Here is a 20,641-nt window from a genome sequence, read left to right as displayed (position 1 = left end):
ACGATCACGGCGCCGGGTTGGGCTGCGACTTGTGGATCGCCTCGATGCCTTCGAGCACCGCATCACTGAGTTTCAGCTCGCTGCTCGCCAGGTTGGCGTCCAGTTGCTGCAGCGAGGTGGCGCCGATGATGTTGCTGGTCACGAACGGACGGCTGGTCACGAATGCCAGGGCCATCTGTGCCGGATCCAGGCCGTGTTCGCGGGCCAGGGCCACGTAGCGCGAGCAGGCGGCAACGGTTTCCGGGGCGTTGTAGCGGGCGAAGCGGCTGAACAGGCTCAGGCGCGCATTGGCCGGGCGGGCGCCGTTCTCGTATTTGCCCGAGAGCATGCCAAAGGCCAGCGGCGAGTAGGCCAGCAAACCGCATTGCTCGCGAATCGAGACTTCGGCCATGCCCACTTCGTAGCTGCGGTTGAGCAGGTTGTAGGGGTTCTGCACCGACACCACACGGGACATGCCGCGGGCTTCGGCCAGCTGCAGGAATTTCATGGTGCCCCACGGCGTTTCGTTGGACAGGCCGATGTGGCGGATCTTGCCGGCCTTGACCTGCTCTTCCAGCGCCTCGAGGATTTCCTCGATCGGCGTGCAGTCGCTGTCCTGATGCTGGTAGCCGAGCTGGCCGAAGAAGTTGGTCGGGCGCTCCGGCCAGTGCAGTTGGTAGAGGTCGATCCAGTCGGTCTGCAGGCGCTTGAGGCTGGCGTCCAGGGCCGCGACGATGTGCTGGCGGTTGTGCTTGAGCTGGCCATCGCGGATGTGGGTGATGCCGTTGCCGGGGCCGGCGATCTTGCTGGCGAGGATCCAGTCGGCACGGTCGCCGCGCTGCTTGAAGTAGTCGCCGATGATCTGCTCGGTCTTGCTGTAGGTCTCGGCGCGCGGCGGCACCGGGTACATCTCGGCGGTGTCGATGAAATTGATGCCATGGGCCTTGGCACGCTCGATCTGCGCGAAGGCTTCGGCGGCATCGTTCTGCTCGCCCCAGGTCATGGTACCCAGGCACAGGGCGCTGACATTGAGATCGGTTCGGCCGAGCTTGCGGTATTCCATTGGAGCCTCCTCTGACAAAAGGGGCATACAAGCAGGTTGAAATTTTTTTCGCAATCAGGATAATCCGCGTCCTCTCTCTGCGGTGGAAGTGATGCGCCGCCTGCCGAAGAATCTTGCCGTACGCGGACGCGCTGACCCGAGCCCCCGATAGCGCCCGCATCCGGCTGCCTTTGACTTGTCAAAGTACGCACTATTCAGTAAGATCCGCCGTCTATTTTTGCTGGGCGGCCCCTGAGGCTATAAAGAATGAAAACTTTTACCGCTAAACCGGAAACAGTAAAACGCGACTGGTTCGTCGTTGACGCTGCTGGTCAGACCCTGGGTCGTCTGGCTACAGAAATCGCGAGCCGTCTGCGTGGCAAGCACAAGCCTGAGTACACCCCTCACGTTGACACCGGCGACTACATCGTCGTCATCAATGCCGAGCAGGTACGTGTAACTGGCGCTAAAACCAGCGACAAAATGTACTACTCCCACTCCGGTTTCCCGGGCGGCATCAAGTCGATCAACTTCGAGAAGCTGATCGCCAAGGCCCCTGAGCGCGTGATCGAGACCGCGGTTAAAGGCATGCTGCCGAAAAACCCGCTGGGCCGCGACATGTACCGTAAGCTGAAAGTGTATGCGGGCGCTGCTCACCCTCACACTGCTCAGCAGCCTCAAGAACTGAAGATTTAACGGAATAGTTCATTATGTCGGCGACTCAAAATTACGGCACTGGCCGTCGCAAGACTGCAACCGCACGCGTTTTCCTGCGTCCGGGCACTGGCAAGATCTCCATCAACAACCGCACCCTGGACACCTTCTTCGGTCGTGAAACTGCCCGCATGGTAGTTCGCCAGCCGCTGGAGCTGACCGAGATGGTCGAGAAATTCGACATCTACGTTACCGTTATCGGTGGCGGTGTGAGCGGTCAGGCTGGGGCGATCCGTCACGGTATCACCCGCGCTCTGATGGACTACGACGAGACCCTGCGTCCGGCCCTGCGTAAAGCAGGCTACGTGACCCGCGATGCTCGTGAAGTCGAGCGTAAGAAAGTCGGTCTGCGTAAAGCGCGTAAGCGTCCTCAGTACTCCAAGCGTTAATTCGCTGCGGTACTCGAAAAACGCCCAGTTTCCTCACGGAACTGGGCGTTTTTTTATGGCCGGCTATTCCCTGGGTAACCCTGTGGGCCGCCGCAAGCGACATTGAAAATGGCCCCCGGCCATTTTTTCTTTTCTCCTCCAGGCCCGTCAGCTCTGCTTGAGCCCTGGCGTTTTCGGCCTACTCACCGCTTCGTTGATGCGCGTCATGAGTCGCCCCATGGGCCTGTGCGAATCTCGCGCCGGATTGCAGTAGCGCCCGACCAGCACGACTTTTCAGCGTCTTCATGCTCGTGGCCGCAGGCTGGCCTGTACGGGCCGTCCGGCTGAGGTCGTGGATTAAAGTGCTCGATGAGCGTCGAATGGGTGCGCCTCGGGCCGTGTTCTGCAAGGGTGGTCGAACGCCGGCGTCGATGACCCTCCGGCCGCTGCTGCGCGCAACCAACACTTACTTATTAGAGGCCTGCATGACAGGCCGGAAAGCCGATGGGAGACGACTGAATGAGCAATGACGGCGTGAATGCGGGCCGGCGTCGCTTTCTGGTGGCAGCCACTTCGGTGGTTGGCGCTGCCGGGGCGGTGGGGGCTGCAATTCCGTTTGTGGGGTCGTGGTACCCGAGCGCCAAGGCCAAGGCTGCCGGCGCGCCGGTCAAGGTGAACGTCGGCAAGATCGAGCCGGGCCAGCAGATGGTCGCCGAGTGGCGGGGCCAGCCGGTGTTCATCATGCGGCGCACCGAGGCGATCCTGGCAAACCTCACCAAGATCGAAGGGCAGCTGGCCGATGCCGACTCCCAGCATTCGGTACAGCCGGGTTACGTGGACCCGAAGACGCGTTCGATCAAGCCGGAGATCCTGCTGCTGGTCGGGTTGTGCACGCACCTGGGCTGCGCGCCTTCGTTTCGCCCGGAAGTGGCGCCGGCCGATCTCGGCGAGAACTGGGTCGGCGGCTACTTCTGCCCCTGCCACGGCTCGCGCTACGACCTCGCCGGGCGCGTCTACAAGTCGCAGCCGGCGCCGTTGAACCTGCCGGTACCGCCGCACACCTACGAGTCGGCTGACGTGATCATCATCGGCGTGGACCAGGAGCAAGCAGGATGAGCAAATTCATGGACTGGGTGGACGCGCGCTTCCCCGCCACCAAGATGTGGAACGACCACCTCGCCAAGTACTACGCGCCGAAAAACTTCAACTTCCTGTACTTCTTCGGCTCCCTGGCCCTGCTGGTGCTGGTCAACCAGCTGCTCACCGGCGTGTGGCTGACCATGAGCTACAACCCGACTGCCGAGGGTGCCTTCGCCTCGGTCGAAGGGCTGATGCGCGACGTGCGCACCGGCGATACACCGCACGGCGCGATCCTGCGCTACATGCACTCCACCGGTGCCTCGGCGTTCTTCATAGTCGTCTACCTGCACATGTTCCGCGGCCTGCTCTACGGCTCGTACCAGAAGCCCCGCGAGCTGGTGTGGATCTTCGGCATGCTGATCTACCTGATGCTGATGGCCGAGGCCTTCATGGGCTATCTGCTGCCGTGGGGGCAGATGTCCTACTGGGGCGCCCAGGTGATCATCTCGCTGTTCGGCGCCATCCCCTACATCGGCGATGCGCTGACCGAATGGATCCGCGGCGATTACCTGATTTCCGGCATCACCCTCAACCGCTTCTTCGCCCTGCACGTGGTGGCCCTGCCGATCGTCATTCTCGGCCTGGTGGTGCTGCATATCCTGGCGTTGCACGAGGTGGGCTCGAACAACCCGGACGGCATCGACATCAAGAAGTACAAGGACGAGAACGGCATCCCCCTCGACGGCATTCCCTTCCACCCCTACTACACGGTGAAGGATATCGTCGGCGTGGTGGTGTTCCTGTTCGTGTTCTGCTTCGTGGTGTTCTTCTTCCCGGAGATGGGCGGCTACTTCCTCGAGAAGCCCAACTTCGAGCAGGCCAACCCGTTCAAGACCCCCGAGCACATCGCCCCGGTGTGGTACTTCACACCGTTCTACGCGATCTTGCGCGCCATCCCCGACAAGCTGATGGGGGTGATCGCCATGGGCGCCGCCATCGCCGTGCTGTTCGTGCTGCCCTGGCTGGACCGCAGCCCGGTGCGCTCGATGCGCTACAAGGGCTGGCTGAGCAAGCTGTGGTTGCTGGTGTTCTGCGTGTCCTTCGTGATCCTCGGCGTGCTCGGCGTCCTGCCGCCCACACCGGGCCGTACGCTGCTGTCGCAACTGTGCACGGCGCTGTATTTCGCGTACTTCATCCTGATGCCCTTCTACACCAGGATGGAAAAGACCAAACCCGTTCCTGAAAGGGTGACAGGCTGATGAGAAAGCTATTCGCTGCATGTGTGGTCGCCTTGCTGCCTGCATTCGCCGTGGCCGCCGGTGGCCACGGCGTGGCCCTGGACAAGGCCGATATCGACCTGACCGACAAGGCCGCGCTACAGGATGGCGCGCGTACCTTCGCCAACTACTGCATGGGCTGCCACAGCGCCAAGTTCCAACGCTACGAGCGAGTGGCCGCCGATATCGGCGTGTCCGAACAGCAGATGATCGACAACCTGGTGTTCACCGGCGCCAAGATCGGCGAGCACATGACCATCGGCATGCGGCCCGAGGATGCCAAGCGCTGGTTCGGTGCCGCGCCGCCCGACCTGACCCTGGTCGCCCGGGTGCGCGGCAACGACTGGCTGTACACCTACCTGCGCACCTTCTACGACGACCCGGCGCGGCCCCTGGGCGCCAACAACCTGGTGTTCCCCAACGTCGGCATGCCCAACGTGCTGGGCAAGCTGCAAGGGCGCCAGTACATCGGCTGCAAGCAGGTGCAGGTGGTCGACGGTGGCAAGAAGCAGTACGACCCACTGACCGGCACGCCCCTGACCCATGAGGCCTGCGACCAGCTGGTGCTCGAGCCGAACAGCGGCCAGCTCGGCCCAGAGGCCTTCGATGACAAGGTGCGCAACCTGGTGACCTTCCTGGCCTACTCGGCGGACCCCAACAAGCTGCACATGCGGCGCATCGGTACCTACGTGCTGATCTACCTGGCGTTCTTCTTCGTCTTCGCCTACCTGCTCAAGCGCGAATACTGGAAAGACATCCATTAAAAACTACCTGCGCCGGCAGCCTCGCCTACGTTTTCAACGGCTAGCGAGGGCCGGTTCCGGTATCATGCTCAGCCCGCGCACTGCGCGGGCTTTTTTATGCCCTGAAAAATCATCTCAGGGGCTGCCGGAGCCGTCGTCCGCGACAGCGTTCCCGGCGCGTTCACGTTTCACGACTCTGGAGGATCGCCTTGGCTGCGACCAACCGGTTGGCCTGTTTTTCCGACGCTGCCGACCACTACTCACACCGCGTCCGCATCGTGCTTGCCGAGAAGAGCGTCGTTGTGGAAATCATCGACGTGGAGCAGGGCCGCTTTCCCGACAAATTGCTGGAAGCCAACCCCTACGCGACCCTGCCGACCCTGGTCGACCGTGACCTGTCGCTGTACGAGCCGACGGTGATCATGGAGTACCTGGAGGAGCGCTATCCCCACCCGCCGCTGATGCCGGTGTACCCGGTGGCGCGCGGCAACACGCGGCTGTTGATGCACCGCATCCAGCGTGACTGGTGCTCGCTGGTCGACCTGATTCTCGATACGCGCAGCAAGGAGGCGGCTCGCGTGCAGGCGCGCAAGGAATTGCGCGAGAGCCTCACCGGGGTTTCGCCGTTGTTTGTTGAAAAACCATTTTTTCTCAGCGACGAACTGAGCTTGGTAGACTGTTGCCTGTTACCGATCCTCTGGCGCCTGCCAGTATTGGGGATCGAATTGCCAAGGCCGGCCAAACCGCTGCTCGATTACATGGACCGGCAGTTCGCGCGCGAGAGTTTTCGCCGGAGCCTGTCGTCCGCCGAACGAGCCATGCGCTGACTCACTTCTTTTGGCGCACCGCAACCGGCGCGCCATGTTTCAGGAGGTTTGATGAACTCCAGTCGTCCTTATCTGATCCGCGCGCTGTACCAGTGGATCGTCGACAACGATTGCACCCCGCATCTGCTGGTCAACGCCGACTATCCAGGCGTTCAGGTGCCGAGCAAGTTCGTCAGCGATGGGCAGATCGTGCTCAACGTGTCGCCCACTGCCGTGCGTGAATTGTCCCTCGATAACGATGCAGTCAGCTTCGAAGGGCGCTTCGGCGGTGTCGCCCATAGCCTGTTCGTGCCGTCGCCCGCCGTGCTGGCGATCTACGCCCGGGAAAACGGCCAGGGCATGGTCTTCGATCAGGAGGCGCCGCCGGTGCACAACGAGGTCGAGGAAGTCGAAGAGCAGCAGACTCCGCCCGACGACGAGCCGCCACGGCCAAGCGGGCGCCCCAGCCTGAAAGTCGTCAAGTAGGCGTTGGCCGCACCCGAAATGCCGGTCTCGTGACCGGCATTTTTCGTTGCGGGCGGCAGGCAACACCGTTTCGATGATGGCATTAAGTCACTTCGTGCAATCTGCCTGAGCCGTTACGCTTGAACTTGCAGTTTGCACGGCGCGATGACTTTTTGAATTTATATAACTTATTGATTTTGAATGGTTTTTTAGTTTGAAAAAAGCTGGCACAGCGCTTGCGATATTCAAGGGGAAGCCACAGCCCTGAAGTTGGATGTGGCGAACTTGAATGAACCAGGAGTGTTGCCCATGAAACAGCCAATCAATAAGTTCGCTTTTGCCGCTATCACTGCGACCGCCCTGAGCTTGTCCGTGGCGGGTACCGCTTTCGCCGACACCTACAACAGCACCCAGCCGACCATGCTGGCTGCCAACACCATGGACAAGGCTGAAGAAGCCGTTTCCGACACCTGGATCACCAGCAAGGTCAAATCCGCCTTCCTGGCTGACGACGGCCTCAGCGCTCTGGACATCAAGGTCGAGACCAACAAGGGTGTGGTTGCCCTGTCCGGCGTCGTGAAAACCGAAGCCGAACGTGACCTGGCTGTTGCCAAGGCCAAGGAAATCAAAGGCGTTCAGGCGGTTTCCGCTGACGGCCTGAAAGCTGCCGACTGATCATGGTTCAGGGCAGGTTCTTGTAGCCTGCTACCTTCCTTGGAGAGCGCATCATGAATTCCGACATCATCAAAGGTAAGTGGAAGCAACTCAGTGGCGACATCAAGGCGCGCTGGGGCAAGCTGACCAACGACGACGTGGATGTCGCCGAAGGCCATAGCGAATACCTGGCGGGTAAACTGCAGGAGCGTTATGGCTGGACCAAGGAAAAAGCCGAGGATGAACTGCGCGATTTTCGCAGCAAGTACTGACTCGCCGCTGGCGTGAAAGCGCCAGACGTATTACCCGAAGCCCCGGCCCATGCCGGGGCTTTGTGCGTTCAGAGGGGCGACTTCTGGTACCGCGACGGCATTTCAAGTTCACGGCGCCCGCGCCGATACCCTGAAACAACCTCGCCAGGCACAGGACGTAGCATGTCGACCATCACCCCCTCCGGCACCAGCACCGCGGCATCGGTGAAGGTGCCCGCCGCGCGCCGGGCAGACGACGCCAGTGCTTCGACGGCGAAGGCGGCCGCCGAGCCCGAACAGCAGCCCTCGGTGACCGTCACCCTCAGCGAATACGCCCAGAAGCGTGCGAAAAGCATGCGTGATGCCTTTGGCAAGTTGCGCGACATGCAGGCCAGGCAGGCCGAGACGCGCAAGGACGCCGCACGCCAGCGCCTGGAAGACATCAAGAAACGCATCGAGATGCTCAAGCAACTGGTCATGGCCCTTGGGCCGGCGGCGGCGAAAGGGGCGCTGCGCCAGCTCAAGCAACTGGCCCAGGAGCTGGGGCAGGTCGCCGCGGTGCTCAAGGAGCCCTCCGATGGTGCCGCTTCCTCACTGGGGACGGACGCAAAGGCTGGCGCGCGCGAAGGTGCAACAGCGCAGGAGACCGTCATGGCCGAGGCCGTGAGCGAGGCCGCGCCGACTGAAGAGGTTGCGGTCGAGCCTGAGGCAGAAGCCGAAACGCCTGAGGTGAATGCCGAGACCACCGAGCTTGCGGCCGGCGAGGAGGCCGAGGAGGGTGACGACCCCGTTGTCAGCGAGGATGAGGCCGGTGAGCAGGCGCAAGCGACCACCAGCCAGGCCGGTAACCAGGGCAATGAGCGCCAGCGCCGCGCCGATGCCGAGGAATTGAAAAAGGTCGCCGGCCAACTCAAGCAGCTGCTGGCCATGGTCCGCTCGCAGATCAGCGGCAAGCCGGATGAAGAGAGCAGGAAGCTGATCGAGGGCATCGACAAGCAGTTGGCCGAGGTCGAAAAGGCCGCCACTGGAATGAGCAGTGGCGGCGTTTCCATTTCGGTCGCAGTCGGCGCGTCGCTGTCGATCAGCGTCTAGGCGATCTGGGCCGACAGCGGCTCAGGCGAGGATCGCCGCCAGCGCCGCGCGGTCGACGTTGGCACCGCTGAGCACCACGGCGGCGCGTTCGCCGCGATTGATCTCGCGCTCCTGAATCAACGCCGCCAGGGCTGCCGCGCCAGCGCCTTCGGCCAGGTTGTGGGTGTCCTCGTGGTAGATGCGCATGGCTTGGCGGATTTCTTCGTCGTCGACCCGCACGATCCGCGTGGCGCCTGCGCGGATGATCTCCAGCGCTTCGGGCTGCGGGATGCGGCAGGCCATGCCATCGGCGAGGGTGTCGGCGCTGTCGGTGCAGATGATCCGCCCGGCAGCGAAGCTCTGTGCGTAACCATCGGCAGCGGCGCTCACCACACCGATCACCTCGGTATCCAGGCCCAGCAGGTCGCGGGTGCGAATCACCCCGCAGATACCCGAGCCCAGGCCGATCGGCACGTAGACGCGCTTGAGCGGTGGCGCGGCCTCGAACAGCTCCAGGGCGTAGGTGGCCACGCCGCGGATCAGCTCCGGGTGCAGCGACGGCACGAAATGCAGGCCGCGCTCGGTGGCCAGCTCGGCGGCCCTGGCGCGGGCTTCGTCGAAGTCGCGGCCATGCTCGATCAGCTCGGCGCCCAGGGCGGCCATGGCGGCATTCTTCTCGCGGGCATTGCCCCGGGGCACCACGATGACCATGGGCAGCCCGGCCTGGCGCGCCGCCAGCGCCATGCTCTGCCCATGGTTGCCGCGGGTGGCCGAGATCAGCCCACTGACGGTCGGGTCGCGGCGCAGCAGAGCATCCACGTAGACCAGGCCGCCACGCACCTTGAAGGCGCCGGTCGGCGTGTGGTTCTCGTGTTTGACCCACACCTCGCAGCCGAGGCGTTCGGCCAGCAACGGCCAGGCGAACTGCGGCGTTGCCGGAACGCTCGGGCGAATCAGGGTAACGGCTTGGCGCAGGGCGGCGAGGTCGAACATCGGGTGGTGCTCCAGAGGGGCTTTGACCCGATGCTACGGCTCGGGCATTGTATGGGTAAATCTTTATATTGCATGGCAAGCAATGTGGTTACCTGACCTTCAGGGCAGTACGCTGCCCACCTACCTGGCGTTGGTCGAAGCGATTGCCCTGGCCATTGGCAAGGGCGAGCTCAAGCCTGGTGAACGGCTGCCGCCGCAGCGGCGCCTGGCCTGGACCCTGGGCATCAACCCGAGCACGGTGATGCAGGCGTATCGCGAAGCGGCGCGCCGGCACCTGGTGTCCGGCGAGGTCGGGCGCGGCACCTACGTGTTGGCCGATAGCCACGAGGCCAGCCTGTTCCACCTCAAGCAGCCAAGGTTGCCGGCCGATGGCATCGACCTGTCGACCAACGTGCCGGTGCACGATGGCGGCAGCGATGACCTGTCGCGCACCCTGCAGCGCCTGATTGCAGATGGTCGCCTCGATGCCCTGCAGGCCTATGCGCCGGCCGAGCTCGAGCAACGTGGCCGGGCGGCCGTCAGCCAGTGGCTGCAGCAGCGTGGCGTGCATACGCCGCCGTCCCAGGTAGCACTCTGCGCCGGCGCGCAGCAGGGCGTAGCGGCGGCGCTGCTGGCGCTCTGCGAGGCGGGTGATCCGGTACTTGCCGAAGCCTTCACCGCGCCCGGCATCAAGGCCGCCGCGCGCCAGCTAAGGCTGCAGCTGCATGGCGTGGCCATGGATGAGCGCGGCATCGTTCCCCAGGATCTCGACCGCCAGGTACGCGCCACCGGCGCCCGGGTGCTGGTGCTCACCCCCTGCCTGCAGAACCCCACCGGCAGCAGCATGGATGGCGAGCGCCGCCAACGTATCGCCGAACTGATCGAGCGCCATGGGCTGTGGCTGATCGAGGACGACGTATACGGCGCCCTGGGCGAGCAGGCGCCGCTGTCTGCTGCGGTGCCCGCGCGCAGCCTGTTGGTCAGCAGCCTGTCGAAAACCGTGGCGCCGGGCCTGCGCCTGGGGTTCATGCAGGGGCCCCAGGCGCTGCTCGAGCGCATCGACCCGCAAGGGCATGCCACCAGTTGGGCGGTGTCGCCACTGTGCCTGGCACTGGCCTGCGAGTGGATCGAGGACGGCACCGCCGCGCGCAAGCTGGCCTGGCAGCGTGATGAGCTGCAGCAGCGCTGGCGCCTGGCCAGCCGCGTGCTGGGCCCGCGCATGCCGCCGGGCCGCGAAGTGGCGCCACACCTGTGGTTGCAACCGCCGGACAGCGCCGCGCTGGTGATGGCCTGCCGGGCGGCGGGCGTAGAGGTGGTGCCGGCCGAGGTGTTCGCCGTCGGCCCGGCCCAGGCCAGTGCCATTCGTATCAGCCTGGCTGCCGCACGCAGCCGCGCCGAACTCAAGCAGGCGCTGGGGCGCATCGCCGAGGCCTGGCCGTTATGAGCGCGCCCCTTGCACCCCGACAGTAATAAGTGTCAGCTATGATCCGTGAAATTCACGATAAGGAACCGTGCATGTCCCTTTCTACAGACGGCGCTTTTATCGTCGTCAACACTGCCGAAGAAGCCGTTGACCGTCTGGCTGCGCTGCACAAGCGTGCCACCGAGGGCCTGAGCCAGGCGCTCAAGCGCTACCTCAAAGACCGCGTGCGCCCCAGTGCCGAGGAGCAGGAGCTGTTTCGCTACCCCGAACTGCGCCTGACCTACGATTGCCAGGGCGAAGTGCCGACCACCGTGCGCGCCTACGCCAAGGTGCAGGTGCCCGGCACCTACAGCATCACCATCACCCACCCGGCGGCGTTTCGTAAGTACCTGCTCGAGCAGCTGCAGCCGCTGATGGCCGACTTCACCCTGACCGTCGAAGTCGGCGTCAGCCAGCAGTACATTCCTTACCCGTACGTGGTGGAGCAGGGCGACGAACTGGCCGGTTCCGGGGTGACCGCGGCCGAGCTGGCGCGGGTATTCCCCAGCACCGACCTGTCGGCGGCCACCGATGGCACTGCCGATGGTCTGTATGACTGGGAAAACACCGACCCGCTGCCCCTGGCGCTGTTCGATGCCGCGCGGGTGGATTTCTCCCTGCGCCGCCTGGTGCATTACACCGGCAGCGACTGGCGCCATGTGCAGCCGTGGATTCTGCTCACCAACTACCACCGCTATGTCGACCAGTTCATCCGCCACGGTCTGGACATGCTCAATGCCGAGTCGCGTTTCGAGCGTATGGTGCTGCCGGGCAACATCGTCATTGCCCGCGGCATGCCGGAAGGCGAGATGCAGGCGATCATCGAGACCGTGGTCTGGCACCGTTACCAGATGCCGGCCTATCACCTGCAGGCCGCCGATGGCGATGGCATCACCCTGGTCAACATCGGCGTAGGCCCGTCCAACGCCAAGAACATCACCGACCACCTGGCCGTGCTGCGCCCGCATTGCTGGCTGATGATCGGCCACTGCGGCGGCCTGCGGCAGTCGCAGACCATCGGCGACTACGTGCTGGCCCACGCCTACATGCGCCGCGACGGCATTCTCGACCGCGTGCTGCCGCCGCACATCCCGCTGCCGGCCCTGGCCGAAGTGCAGCAGGCGCTGCAGGATGCCGCCGCCCAGGTGACCGGCGAGCGTGGGGATGACCTCAAGCGGCGCCTGCGCACCGGCACCGTACTGACCTATGACGACCGCAACTGGGAGCTGCGCTGGGCCCAGGAGCGACCGCTGATCAACCTGTCACGGGCGGTGGCGGTGGACATGGAGAGCGGCACTATCGCCGCACAAGGCTATCGCCTGCGCGTGCCGTACGGCACCTTGCTGTGCGTGTCGGACAAACCGCTGCACAGCGAGATCAAGCTGCCGGGCGCGGCGGGGGCGTTCTACGAGCGGGCGGTGACCCAGCACCTGCACATCGGCATCACCGCCCTGGATCTGCTGCGCGGCCAGCTCAATTCGCTGCACTCGCGCAAACTGCGCAGCTTCGACGAGCCGCCGTTCCGCTGAGGCCCAGCTTCGTCGATTTTGGCAGCTAAGTGGCGGAGGCGGCCTTTCGTAGGGTGGACGACGCTTCATCCGTCCACCGCTCTGCGAGCGCAATGGTGGACAAAAAGAGCGTTGTCCACCCTACGTTGGGAACGTCCGCTTCTGCCTTGCAGTTGCCGCTTCATGCACACAAAGATCGTGAACCGGCTCTAAGACCACGCCGCGCCGGGCGATCCGGCGCGGTGCTTTACTTGCGGTTTTTGCCGACCATCATCTTCCAGCGGTTGCGGTTGAGCAGCACGTAGCCGGTCAGCTGCATGCCCGCGGCGATCACCAGGCTGCGGGTCAGGTCCGGGTCGGCCGGGCGTGGGCCGTTGTAGATCTGGTACAGGGCGTAGAGCACGCCGATCAGGCCGAGAATGAAGAACACCAGACCGAGAATGGTCAGGCGGTGAAGCTTGCGTGGCAGCATGGCAACAATCGTCATGGAGAGCGTGGCGGCCAAACTAACCCGGAATTTGTCGCCGCGCCACCATGAAGCGCCCGCGGATGGGCTAGATTAGAGTAAGCAGGCATCCGCCTGCCGCTGCGTCGTAGCGAGGCGCCCATGCTGAAGAAAATCTCCACCCAATCCGTGCGCATCGGCATGTTCATCCAGGGCTTCGATGGCAACTGGCTGTCGCACCCGTTCTGGAAAAGCCGCTTCGTCATCGACGATGCCGAGGATCTGGCCCGCGTGCGGCAGAGCGGGGTCAGCGGTGTGTGGATCGATACCAGCAAGGGGCTGGACGTGCCCGGCCCGCCAGGTGCAGCGCCGCTGCCCGTGCCCGCCGTCGCCTGCGAACCGCCGGCCGTGGTCGTGGCCGCAGTGCCGGTGCTTGGCTGCAGCGTGCGTGATGAGCTGCAGCGCGCCGCCAAGCTGATCAACCGCTCGAAGAAGGCGGTCACCGAGCTGTTCCAGGAGGCGCGCCTGGGCAACGCCATCAACATCGAGGGCTGCATGCCGCTGGTCGCCGATATCAGCGAGTCGCTGGCGCGCAACAGCTCGGCGCTGCTCGGCCTGGCGCGGCTCAAGCACAAGGATGAATACACCTACCTGCACTCGGTGGCGGTGTGCGCGCTGATGCTCTCGTTGGCTCGGCAGCTGGGCCTGGACGAGGAGCGTGCCCGGGAAGCCGGCCTCGCCGGGCTGCTTCACGATGTCGGCAAGATGGCCATGCCGCTGGAGGTGCTGAACAAGCCCGGCAGCCTGACCGATGCCGAGTTCGCCATCATGCGCAGCCATCCCGAGCGCGGCCACGCCATGCTGCTGGCGACCGGCTCGCTGCCCGAGTCGGCACTGGACGTCTGCCTGCATCATCATGAAAAGTACGACGGCAGCGGTTATCCCGGCCACCTCGCCGGCGAGGCCATCAGCCTGCTGGCGCGCATGGGCGCGGTGTGCGACGTGTATGACGCCATCACCTCCAACCGCCCCTACAAGCAGGCCTGGAACCCCGCCGAGTCGCTGGCGCGCATGGCGCAGTGGACCGGCCATTTCGACACCCGGGTGTTCCACGCGCTGGTACGCACGGTGGGTATCTACCCGCTGGGTTCGTTGGTGCGCCTGGAGTCCGGGCGGCTGGGCGTGGTGGTCGACCTGCTGCCGGGCAAGCTGACCACACCCGTTGTGCGGGTGTTCTTCTCGGCGAAGAACCGGGCGGCCATCGTGCAGCAGGAGGTGGATCTTTCCCGGCCGGGCAGCAATGACCGCATCCTCAGCCGCGAGGACCCGGCCGAGTGGGGGTTTAGCAATCTCGACGACTTCTGGCGCTAAGCCTGTACGAAAAGCACCTGCGCTCGGTGATGCTTCGTTAAAAACCGGTTCGGCAAGCCGCTTGCGGCTAACGCGCTTTAGCGCGGCCCGTAGGGCGAGCGAAGCGAGTACTGCTCATTTACAGCTCGTAAACTCCGCGTCCTCACCGATTTTTGCCTCGCCTGACCTTCGCTCGGAGACGTTTCGTACAGGCTTAGTTGGTCAACGGCAGCTGCACGATAAACCGCGTACCGTTTGCCGCCCGCTCGCAGCGTGCCTGCCCGCCATGGGCGAGGGCGATGGCCTTGACCACCGCCAGGCCCAGGCCGCTGCCGCCGCTGTGGCGTGAGCGCGAAGGCTCGCCACGGCGGAACGCCTCGAACACCTGGGCAGCCAGTTCGGCGTCGATGCCCGGGCCGTTGTCGGTGACGCTCAGTTGGTAGCTGTCACCCACTACGCCAGCGTCGACGCGCAGCAGGCCGGGGTCGGCATGGGCCAGGGCGTTTTCCAGCAGCGCGGCCAGCGCCTGGCGGAGGCGAAATTCGTCGCAGACCACGCAGGTTTGCTCATCCAGCTGCAACTGCACCTCGAAGCCGCGGGCCTGCAAGCGGCCGGCGAAGGCCTGCACGGTGGCCGCAATGCCCTCGGCGGGGCAACTGCTGGCGAGATCCAGCTGCAGGTGGTCGCTGTCGTTGAGGCTCAGCACGCGCAGATCCTCGATCAGCCGGCCAAGCCCTTCGACCTGGCGCAGCAGCCCCTCGAAGGTCTCCGTGCTGGGGGTGAACACGCCTTCGGCCAGGCCTTGCAGGCGCCCGCGCAGGATGGTCACCGGGGTGCGCAGCTCGTGGGCCACCGCGGCGTTCCAGAATTGCTGTTCGCGGGTCACGCTCTGCAGGCGCTCGGCCATGGCGTTGAAGTCGCGTACCAGCTGGCCGGTTTCGCCCAGCGCCCGGTCATCCGGCGCGGCGCGGGCCTGCAGGTTGCCCTGGGCGATCTCCCGCAGGCTGTGGGCCACCGAATTGAGTGGGGTGAGAATCCGCCGCGACAGGCGGATGCCCACGTAGCCAGCGATGCACAGCGCCGCCAGTAGGGTCACCACCATCCACAGCAGCTCGAGGCCGGAAGGCACCCAGGTTTCCGAGATGCTGCCGGGCGCGAGGGTCGAGGCCACGGCGTAGAAGGCGTAACTGCCGACGATCGACAGCAGGATAACGCCCGCCGCCATGATGCTCAGCGACAGCAGAATCTGCCGGCGCAGGCTCACCGCGCCGCTCACGTGCCGCTGCCGAAGCGATAGCCAACGCCGCGCACGCTCACCGGTGTGCCGTGGATGCCGATGCTTTCCAGCTTGCGGCGCAGCTTGCTGATGTGGCTGTCCACGGTGCGCTCCTGGGTGTCGCCTTCGGGCAGGCAGCCGACCAGCAGTTCGGCGCGGCTGAACACCCGCTTGGGGGTGCGCATCAGGGTGACCAGGATCTTGAATTCGGTAAGGGTCAGGTCGAGGGCGTGTTGCCTGTCATCGCAGATGACCATGGCCTCGTGGTTATCCAGGTCGACTTGGAACTGGCCGACGCGCAGCAGGCGGCTGCCGGCCGCACCCGCGGTCTTGGCGCGGCGCAACACGGCGCTGACCCGGGCCACCACCTCGGCCGGGTTGAAGGGCTTGACCACATAGTCGTCGGCGCCGATGCGCAGGCCCATCAGCTTGTCGATGTCCTGATCCAGGGCGGTGAGCATGATCACCGGCGTGTCGCCGCGGTGACGGATTTCGGCGAGCACCTGCCAGCCGTCCAGGCGCGGCATCTGCACGTCGAGCAGCACCAGGTCGGGCTTGAGCGCCTGGTGGTGAGCCAGTGCCTCCTGGCCATCACGGGCGTGCACGCTGCGCAGGCCGCCACGTTGCAGGTAGGCGGCGAGGATCTCGGCGATCTCGCTTTCGTCCTCGGCAATCAGGATCAGGGCGTCCTGGCGGGGTGTGGCGGTGGGCGGCAACGTCATGTATTTCACCTTTTCGGCTGGCCTCCACATTATCTCCACAAAAGCTCGAATCAATCCCGATTGTTTGCACCGACACTCGCTTCCTGATGCTGCGCCCGGTGCGCAGGGCAACGAATCATCTGCGAGGTTGGTGAGGTTATGGGAAGTCGAAAAGGGCGGTATGTCATCGGCCTGTGCCTGTGCGCCCTGCTGCTGGGTGGTTGCGATTCGGCGCAACAGGAGGCGCAGCAGGCGCCCGTGCAGGTGTCGGTATTGACGCTGACGTCACGGACGGTGGCCGTCAACGAGGAACTGCCCGGGCGTGTTGCCGCCTTCAGAACCGCCGAGATTCGCCCGCAGGTCAGCGGTATCGTGCAGCGCCGGCTGTTCGAGCAGGGTGCCGACATCAAGGTTGGCACCGCGCTGTTCGAGATCGATGCCGCGCCGTTCAAGGCCGAGGTGCAAACCGCGGCGGCCGCCCTCAAGCGTGCCCAGGCCGTGCTGGCCCGTGCGCGCATCCAGACCGAGCGCCTGCAGCCGCTGGTCAGCGCCGAAGCGATCAGCCAGCAGGTGTACGACGACGCCGCCTCGCAGCGCGAACAGGCTGCCGCCGACGTCGCCCAGGCCGAGGCAGTATTGGCGCGCAAGCGCCTGGACCTGAAATTCGCCACCGTCAGCGCACCGATTTCCGGTCGCGTCGACCAGGCGCAGGTCTCCGAAGGCGCCCTGGTGGCGACCACCGACAGCACACCGATGGCCACCGTGCAGCAGATCGACCAGGTGTATATCGATGTGCGCGAGTCGGCCACCAGCCTGGAGCGCTGGCGCCATGCCCTGGGCAGCAGGCTGGCCCCTGGCGCCGATGGCGTGCAGGTAGAGGTGCTCGACAGCAGCGGCAAGGCCTATGGGCTGAGCGGCAAGATCCTGTTCTCGGGGATCAGCGTCGACGCCGGCACCGGCAACGTGCTGCTGCGCGTGCAGGTCGACAACCCCGACCACCAGTTACTGCCGGGCATGTACGTGCAGGCGCGGGTGCCACGGGCGCATTACGCCGATGCCCTGAGCGTGCCGCAACAGGCGGTGCTGCGCCGTGGCGGCCAGGCCAGCGTGTGGGTGCTCGGCGAAGGTGAGCAGGTGCATCGCGTGCCGGTCACGCTGGGTGAGCTGGTGGCGCGTCACTACCGCATCGCCTCCGGCCTCAGCGCTGGCCAACGGGTGGTGATCGAAGGCCTCGAGCGCCTGGAAGAGGGCGTTGCGGTCAACGCACGACCATGGAAATCCGGCCCCGCTGGCGAGCTAGCCGGCTCGCCAGTGCGCTGATCAGGAGAGCCCCCAATGCCGCAGTTCTTCATCAACCGCCCGGTGTTCGCCTGGGTCATCGCCCTGTTCATCGTGCTGTCCGGCGTCATCGCCATTCCGCAATTGCCGATTGCCCGCTACCCCTCGGTGGCGCCGCCCTCGGTGACGTTGTACGCCAGCTATCCGGGCGCTACGCCGAAGACCCTCAACGATTCGGTGGTCAGCCTGGTCGAGCGCGAGCTGTCCGGGGTCAAGAACCTGTTGTACTTCGAGTCCTCGGTGGACACCTCCGGTACCGCGCAGATCACCGCCACCTTCAAACCGGGCACCGATCCCGAGCTGGCCCAGGTGGACGTGCAGAACCGCATCAAGGCGGTCGAGCCGCGCCTGCCCCAGGTGGTACGCCAGAGCGGCCTGCAGGTGGAATCCGCGGCCTCGGGTTTTCTGCTGATGATCGGCATGACCTCCCCGGATGGCCAGTTCGACGAGGTGCTGCTGGGCGACTACCTGGCGCGCAATATCGTCCCGGAGCTGCGCCGCATCGAGGGGGTCGGACGCGTGCAACTGTTCGGCGCCGAGCAGGCGCTGCGCATCTGGGTCGACCCCAACAAGCTGACCGCCTTTGGCCTGACCATGACCGACCTGGCCCAGGCCATCGAGGGGCAGAACGCGCAGATCGCCCCCGGTCGGGTCGGTGACGAGCCGGCATTGCCGGGGCAACGGCTGACCGTGCCGCTGACCGTCGAAGGCCAGCTGGAAACCCCCGAGCAGTTCGCCGCCGTGGTGTTGCGCGCGACCGCCGATGGCTCGCGGGTGACCATCGGTGACGTCGCCCGGGTCGAGCTGGGCGCGCAGTCCTATGGGTTTTCCAACCGCGAGAACGGCGTGTCGGCGACCAGCGCGGCGATCCAGCTGTCACCGGGTGCCAACGCCGTGCGCACGGCCCAGGCGATACGTGACCGGCTGTCCGAGTTGGCGTCGAGCATGCCCGCGGGCATGAATTATTCGGTGCCCTTCGATACCGCGCCGTTCGTCAAGGTGTCCATCGAGAAGGTGATCTACACCCTGCTCGAGGCCATGGTGCTGGTGTTCCTGGTGATGTTCCTGTTCCTGCAGAACATGCGCTACACACTGATCCCGGCCATCGTCGCGCCCATCGCGCTGCTCGGCACCTTTGCGGTGATGCTGCTGGCCGGCTTCTCGATCAACTCGCTGACCATGTTCGGCATGGTGCTGGCCATCGGCATCATCGTCGACGATGCCATCGTGGTGGTCGAGAACGTCGAGCGGCTGATGGCCACCCGTGGCCTGTCGCCGCGCGAGGCGACCCTGCAGGCGATGAAGGAGATCACCGGTGCGGTGATCGGCATCACCCTGGTGCTCACCGCGGTGTTCATTCCCATGGCCTTCGCCAGCGGTTCGGTGGGGGTGATCTACCAGCAGTTCACCCTGTCGATGGCGGTGTCGATCCTGTTCTCGGCCTTTCTGGCGCTGACCCTGACGCCCGCGCTGTGCGCCACGCTGCTGCGCCCGGTGAGTGCTGAGCACCATCAGAAGCGCGGATTCTTCGGCGCCTTCAACCGCGGCTTCGAGCGCCTGACCGAGCGCTACACCGGGCGCATCACCCGCTTGGTCGGGCGCAGTGGGCGGATGATGGCGGTATTCGTGCTGCTCTGCGGCGTGCTGGTCATCGCCGGGCAGCAGCTGCCGTCATCGTTCCTGCCGGAGGAGGATCAGGGCTATTTCATGACCTCCATTCAGTTGCCGACCGGCGCCACCAGCGAGCGCACCCTGGATGTGGTCAAGCGCTTCGAGGCCCACGTGGCCTCGCGCCCGGCGCTGGATGCCAACCTGGTGGTGCAGGGCTTCAGCTTCTCGGGCTCCGGCACCAACGCGGCGATGGCCTTCACCATGCTCAAGGACTGGAAACAGCGCAACGGCGCCACCGCTGCCGAGGAAGCGGCGCTGGCCCAGGCGGCCATGGCCGACAACGTCGAAGGCACGGTGATGAGCCTGATGCCGCCGGCCATCGACGAGCTGGGTACCTCGTCGGGCTTCACCCTGTTCCTGCAGGATCGCGGCAACCGCGGCGAAGCCGAACTGCTCAAGGCCCAGGCGCAGCTGCTGGAACTGGCCGGGCAGAGCAAGGTCGTCAGCGACGTTTATCCCGACGGCCTGCCGCCGGGTGAGAGCATTCGCCTCAACATCAACCGGCCCAAGGCCGAGGCCATGGGCCTGTCGTTCACGGCGGTGAGCAGCACGCTGTCGGCGGCCATGGGGTCGCTGTACGTCAACGACTTCCCGAATGCCGGGCGCATGCAGCAGGTGATTCTGCAGGCCGATGCGCCGGCGCGCATGCAGCTCGACGACGTACTCAACCTGCGGGTGCGCAATGCCAGCGGCGGCATGGTGCCACTGGGCGAAGTGGTGACCCCGCTGTGGAGCGAGTCGCCGCAGCAGATGATGCGCTTCCAGGGCTTCCCGGCGGTGCGCATTTCCGGTGGCGCGGCGGCTGGCGTTTCCAGCGGCGCGGCGATGGCCGAGATGGAGCGTCTGGTCACCGAATTGCCCCAGGGCTACGCCGTCGCCTGGACCGGGCAATCGCTGCAGGAGCGTCAGTCGGCTGCCCAGGCGCCGATGCTGATGGCGCTGTCGGCACTGGTGGTGTTCCTGGTGCTGGCGGCGCTGTACGAGAGCTGGTCGATCCCGCTGTCGGTGATGCTGGTGGTGCCGCTCGGCCTGCTCGGTGCGGTGGCTGCGGTGATGCTGCGCGGCTTGCCCAACGATGTGTTCTTCAAGGTGGGGATGATCACCATCATCGGCCTGTCGGCGAAGAACGCCATCCTGATCGTCGAGTTCGCCCGCCAGCTGCACGCCGAAGGTCGCTCACTGGTGGACGCTGCGGTGACCGCCGCACGCCTGCGCCTGCGGCCGATCCTGATGACTTCCCTGGCCTTCACCCTGGGCGTGGTGCCGTTGATGCTCGCCTCCGGTGCCAGCGCCGAAACCCAGCACGCCATCGGCACCGGCGTATTTGGCGGCATGCTCAGCGGCACCCTGTTGGCGGTGTTCTTCGTGCCGTCGTTCTTCGTGTTGGTGATGGGGCTGCAGGAGCGCTTCCAGGGTTGGCGCGCACGGCGCAGCCCTGGCTCGGCGCCGCTTGGTGAGGAGAAATGAT

Annotated in this window: 20 protein-coding genes; 15 read left to right on the top strand and 5 right to left on the bottom strand. The window is 65.1% G+C overall.

What is annotated here, in order from left to right; genetic code table 11:
• Positions 1-4: 4 nt before the first annotated feature.
• Entirely contained in the window at positions 5-1,042 is a 1,038-nt protein-coding gene (locus QYS36_RS17230) for an NADP(H)-dependent aldo-keto reductase (RefSeq protein ID WP_308840649.1), read from the bottom strand.
• Positions 1,043-1,288: 246 nt separating this feature from the next.
• Between QYS36_RS17230 and rplM the strand changes: the two genes are divergently transcribed.
• The 10 genes from rplM to QYS36_RS17180 all read left to right on the top strand — a co-directional run bounded on the left by rplM (position 1,289) and on the right by QYS36_RS17180 (position 8,471).
• On the top strand, positions 1,289-1,717 hold the full coding sequence (gene rplM, locus QYS36_RS17225) for a 50S ribosomal protein L13 (protein ID WP_013789889.1): 429 nt from the start codon (positions 1,289-1,291) through the stop codon (positions 1,715-1,717).
• Positions 1,718-1,731: 14 nt separating this feature from the next.
• Entirely contained in the window at positions 1,732-2,124 is a 393-nt protein-coding gene (gene rpsI / locus QYS36_RS17220) for a 30S ribosomal protein S9 (protein ID WP_111463853.1), read from the top strand.
• A 498-nt stretch (positions 2,125-2,622) separates the two neighbouring features.
• Positions 2,623-3,219, top strand: coding sequence for a ubiquinol-cytochrome c reductase iron-sulfur subunit (gene petA / locus QYS36_RS17215; protein ID WP_308840648.1), 597 nt, complete (start codon positions 2,623-2,625; stop codon positions 3,217-3,219).
• Positions 3,216-4,442, top strand: a complete 1,227-nt coding sequence (locus QYS36_RS17210; RefSeq protein WP_013789892.1) for a cytochrome bc complex cytochrome b subunit — start codon at positions 3,216-3,218, stop codon at positions 4,440-4,442. The genes petA and QYS36_RS17210 overlap by 4 nt, the downstream gene beginning before the upstream one ends.
• Positions 4,442-5,224 carry a cytochrome c1 gene (locus tag QYS36_RS17205; protein ID WP_308840647.1) on the top strand — a complete coding sequence of 261 codons (783 nt, stop codon included), beginning with the start codon at positions 4,442-4,444 and terminating at the stop codon, positions 5,222-5,224. The genes QYS36_RS17210 and QYS36_RS17205 overlap by 1 nt, the downstream gene beginning before the upstream one ends.
• Before the next feature lie 188 nt (positions 5,225-5,412).
• Positions 5,413-6,030 (top strand): glutathione S-transferase N-terminal domain-containing protein, encoded by a 618-nt coding sequence (locus QYS36_RS17200; protein WP_308840646.1) that lies wholly within the window; start codon positions 5,413-5,415, stop codon positions 6,028-6,030.
• 51 nt (positions 6,031-6,081) lie between these two features.
• Positions 6,082-6,495, top strand: coding sequence for a ClpXP protease specificity-enhancing factor (locus QYS36_RS17195; RefSeq protein WP_308840645.1), 414 nt, complete (start codon positions 6,082-6,084; stop codon positions 6,493-6,495).
• A gap of 288 nt (positions 6,496-6,783) precedes the next feature.
• On the top strand, positions 6,784-7,149 hold the full coding sequence (locus QYS36_RS17190) for a BON domain-containing protein (protein ID WP_075960093.1): 366 nt from the start codon (positions 6,784-6,786) through the stop codon (positions 7,147-7,149).
• Positions 7,150-7,202: 53 nt separating this feature from the next.
• A complete protein-coding gene (locus QYS36_RS17185; RefSeq protein ID WP_308840644.1) occupies positions 7,203-7,400 on the top strand; it encodes a CsbD family protein in 198 nt (65 codons plus the stop codon).
• Between the two features lie 162 nt (positions 7,401-7,562).
• The gene (locus QYS36_RS17180) at positions 7,563-8,471 is read left to right on the top strand and encodes a hypothetical protein (protein ID WP_308840643.1); all 909 of its coding nucleotides are present in this window, start codon (positions 7,563-7,565) and stop codon (positions 8,469-8,471) included.
• 21 nt (positions 8,472-8,492) lie between these two features.
• On the opposite strand, the gene QYS36_RS17175 is transcribed toward QYS36_RS17180, so the two are convergent.
• Positions 8,493-9,443, bottom strand: coding sequence for a threonine dehydratase (locus QYS36_RS17175; protein WP_308840642.1), 951 nt, complete (start codon positions 9,441-9,443; stop codon positions 8,493-8,495).
• A gap of 82 nt (positions 9,444-9,525) precedes the next feature.
• Between QYS36_RS17175 and QYS36_RS17170 the strand changes: the two genes are divergently transcribed.
• Together QYS36_RS17170 and amn are read left to right on the top strand one after the other, a co-directional pair.
• Entirely contained in the window at positions 9,526-10,866 is a 1,341-nt protein-coding gene (locus QYS36_RS17170; protein ID WP_308840641.1) for a PLP-dependent aminotransferase family protein, read from the top strand.
• Between the two features lie 38 nt (positions 10,867-10,904).
• Positions 10,905-12,413, top strand: coding sequence for an AMP nucleosidase (gene amn / locus QYS36_RS17165; protein WP_308840640.1), 1,509 nt, complete (start codon positions 10,905-10,907; stop codon positions 12,411-12,413).
• 226 nt (positions 12,414-12,639) lie between these two features.
• On the opposite strand, the gene QYS36_RS17160 is transcribed toward amn, so the two are convergent.
• Positions 12,640-12,864 (bottom strand): hypothetical protein, encoded by a 225-nt coding sequence (locus QYS36_RS17160; RefSeq protein WP_249906470.1) that lies wholly within the window; start codon positions 12,862-12,864, stop codon positions 12,640-12,642.
• A gap of 135 nt (positions 12,865-12,999) precedes the next feature.
• On the opposite strand from QYS36_RS17160, the gene QYS36_RS17155 reads away from it, so the two are divergent.
• On the top strand, positions 13,000-14,208 hold the full coding sequence (locus QYS36_RS17155; protein ID WP_308840639.1) for an HD-GYP domain-containing protein: 1,209 nt from the start codon (positions 13,000-13,002) through the stop codon (positions 14,206-14,208).
• Between the two features lie 193 nt (positions 14,209-14,401).
• On the opposite strand, the gene QYS36_RS17150 is transcribed toward QYS36_RS17155, so the two are convergent.
• Both QYS36_RS17150 and QYS36_RS17145 read right to left on the bottom strand, forming a co-directional pair.
• Positions 14,402-15,463 carry an ATP-binding protein gene (locus QYS36_RS17150; protein ID WP_308840638.1) on the bottom strand — a complete coding sequence of 354 codons (1,062 nt, stop codon included), beginning with the start codon at positions 15,461-15,463 and terminating at the stop codon, positions 14,402-14,404.
• Positions 15,460-16,185: a response regulator gene (locus tag QYS36_RS17145; RefSeq protein WP_308840637.1), complete on the bottom strand. Its 726-nt coding sequence runs from the start codon at positions 16,183-16,185 to the stop codon at positions 15,460-15,462. Before QYS36_RS17145 ends, QYS36_RS17150 begins: the two co-directional genes overlap by 4 nt.
• Before the next feature lie 138 nt (positions 16,186-16,323).
• Here QYS36_RS17145 and QYS36_RS17140 point away from each other — a divergent pair, with 138 nt between their 5' ends.
• Together QYS36_RS17140 and QYS36_RS17135 are read left to right on the top strand one after the other, a co-directional pair.
• Positions 16,324-17,484, top strand: a complete 1,161-nt coding sequence (locus QYS36_RS17140; RefSeq protein ID WP_308840636.1) for an efflux RND transporter periplasmic adaptor subunit — start codon at positions 16,324-16,326, stop codon at positions 17,482-17,484.
• 15 nt (positions 17,485-17,499) lie between these two features.
• A complete protein-coding gene (locus QYS36_RS17135; RefSeq protein ID WP_308840635.1) occupies positions 17,500-20,640 on the top strand; it encodes a multidrug efflux RND transporter permease subunit in 3,141 nt (1,046 codons plus the stop codon).
• The last annotated feature ends 1 nt before the right edge of the window (position 20,641 follow it).

The organism is Pseudomonas sp. G34, assembly GCF_031119625.1.
Classification (GTDB): domain Bacteria; phylum Pseudomonadota; class Gammaproteobacteria; order Pseudomonadales; family Pseudomonadaceae; genus Aquipseudomonas.
This window is presented reverse-complemented; position numbering and strand designations above follow the sequence as displayed.